The organism is Paenibacillus sp. 2TAB23 (assembly GCF_052115165.1).
GTDB lineage: Bacteria > Bacillota > Bacilli > Paenibacillales > Paenibacillaceae > Pristimantibacillus.
The window spans coordinates 1-1,785 of the sequence record NZ_JBFRGD010000060.1 but is presented as its reverse complement, the minus strand read 5'-3'; the positions used below and the strand labels follow the sequence as shown (position 1 = coordinate 1,785).

2 protein-coding genes and 2 pseudogenes are annotated in these 1,785 nt (G+C 37.7%); all 4 read left to right on the top strand.

What is annotated here, in order from left to right; translation table 11 throughout:
- A pseudogene (locus AB4Z29_RS32260) lies at positions 1 to 464 on the top strand (hypothetical protein); the annotation flags it as partial.
- 14 nt (positions 465 to 478) lie between these two features.
- Positions 479 to 847 (top strand): DUF7674 family protein, encoded by a 369-nt coding sequence (locus AB4Z29_RS32255; protein WP_441946954.1) that lies wholly within the window; start codon positions 479 to 481, stop codon positions 845 to 847.
- A gap of 225 nt (positions 848 to 1,072) precedes the next feature.
- Positions 1,073 to 1,675: a hypothetical protein gene (locus tag AB4Z29_RS32250; protein ID WP_441946953.1), complete on the top strand. Its 603-nt coding sequence runs from the start codon at positions 1,073 to 1,075 to the stop codon at positions 1,673 to 1,675.
- A 15-nt stretch (positions 1,676 to 1,690) separates the two neighbouring features.
- Positions 1,691 to 1,785 (top strand): annotated as a pseudogene (locus tag AB4Z29_RS32245) (RHS repeat-associated core domain-containing protein); the annotation flags it as partial.

Sequence of the window (1,785 nt, the reverse complement as noted above, 5' to 3'; positions counted from 1 at the left end):
TTGATGAGTTTGTAAGAAGGAATTTCTTGGTTGTTGAAAATGGTGTACTAAAGGTTGCAGAAGGTGTTAAGATATTTGTAAAATCAATGAAAAATATTTTAGTAAATACTCATAAGGCGACACAAAATGTTGTGAAAACAACAAAAGTAACTAATCTTTTACTCATAATGCCTGAATTTACTGGTTCTACGAGAGATAGATTGTTATCTGCAGTTCAAAATAAAGAATTAAGTAAAATAGTAGATCAACTTTATAGACCAGGTGCAACATTTGGAGATGGCGGAACTGCTTCAATACTAACAAAGGAATTTTATGAAGGTTCTTCAACGCATCTATTAAAAGCAAAGCAACGATTAAGTCAGTTAAATAATCTAGCGAAATCTGGGAAACTTGGTCTTAATGACCTAGATATACTTGATGCTTTAAGAGATGATTTAGAAAATGCAATAAGTCTGTTTAAATAGAGGAGTTCGTTGCTATGAATAAAGAATCGAAAGAATTCTTGGGAACATTGTTAGATTTCTTACCGTCAACTGATGATGCATATAGAAAATTAATTGCATATTACGGCGAAGTGCTAGAAACTGTTATAATTGAGGACATCTTCATGCCTGAAATAATTAAACTATTAAGTGAGGAAAGAAACATCACTTTGTTAGAACGTATTTTTAAATATTTTGAAGAAGTATCTAATGACGAAGATCCGTACTTAAAGAACATTTTCTCAATTACAGTTCTGGAGACTCTTGGTAATGATAGATCGATTCTAGGGACTGCACATAAATACATGGGAACTAAAACGATACAACTTCAAATAGAAGCTGATAGAGCATTAGGTAGAATCTAGTTAATAAAGACTTACGGAAGCCGCATGCGAGTGTAAGAACTCCATGTGGTTTTTTTGTCCAAACAAATAGAAGACCAACCTCTATGGGTAGTCTTTATTCAATATCAATCTATTGTAAGTCAATAATCTTGCGAGTATCCTCGGTTTCTAACGCCTCGGTAATAAGCTCGATATTACCAAAGAGCTAATGGGATAAACTCGGAGTTCACCTACGATGGATTGCAAATGACAAAACTACAACATAAGAAGACAAGTGGGACGGTCGTCAATACGTATGAATATAGCTATGATTTGACGGGTAACATTGTGAATCGGAAGGAGATTGGGGAGAGCACGGCGTTCAGTTATGACAGACTGGGACGCGTTCAAAGCAATTCCCAATTTAACGAAGCGTATGAGTATGATTCAAAAGGAAATCGGAGTGCTTTAACTTCGGAAGCTTTGCCGGAGTTTACGGATGCGACCTACGAGTACGATGATTGGAATCGTTTGACGAAAGTCACCACGATTGAAGGAGTAATCACGTACAAGTATAACGGTGACGACCGATTAGTGGAGCGGACGGAGAATGGGGAAACGATTCGTTATTATTGGAGTAATGACCGCATCGTTGCAGAAGGAAAGGTTATAGGTGGGGTTGTCTCCGAAAAAGCCTCTTACGTCTATGGTGTTGGTTTACTCGAGCGGATTAATGGTTCCGATGGCAGCCGTTCTTCTTATCTCCTGAATGGCCACGGCGATGTCGTGGAAATGAGGGATATGCAAGAAATTGTGCAGAATCAATATACCTATGATATTTGGGGAAAACCTCTACAAGAAACGGAATAGGTTTATAATCCATTCCGTTACTCGGGCGAATATTGGGATGATAGCGTTAATCTTCAATATTTAAGAGCGCGGTGGTATGATCCTTCAACGGCACGGTTTATCAATGAGGA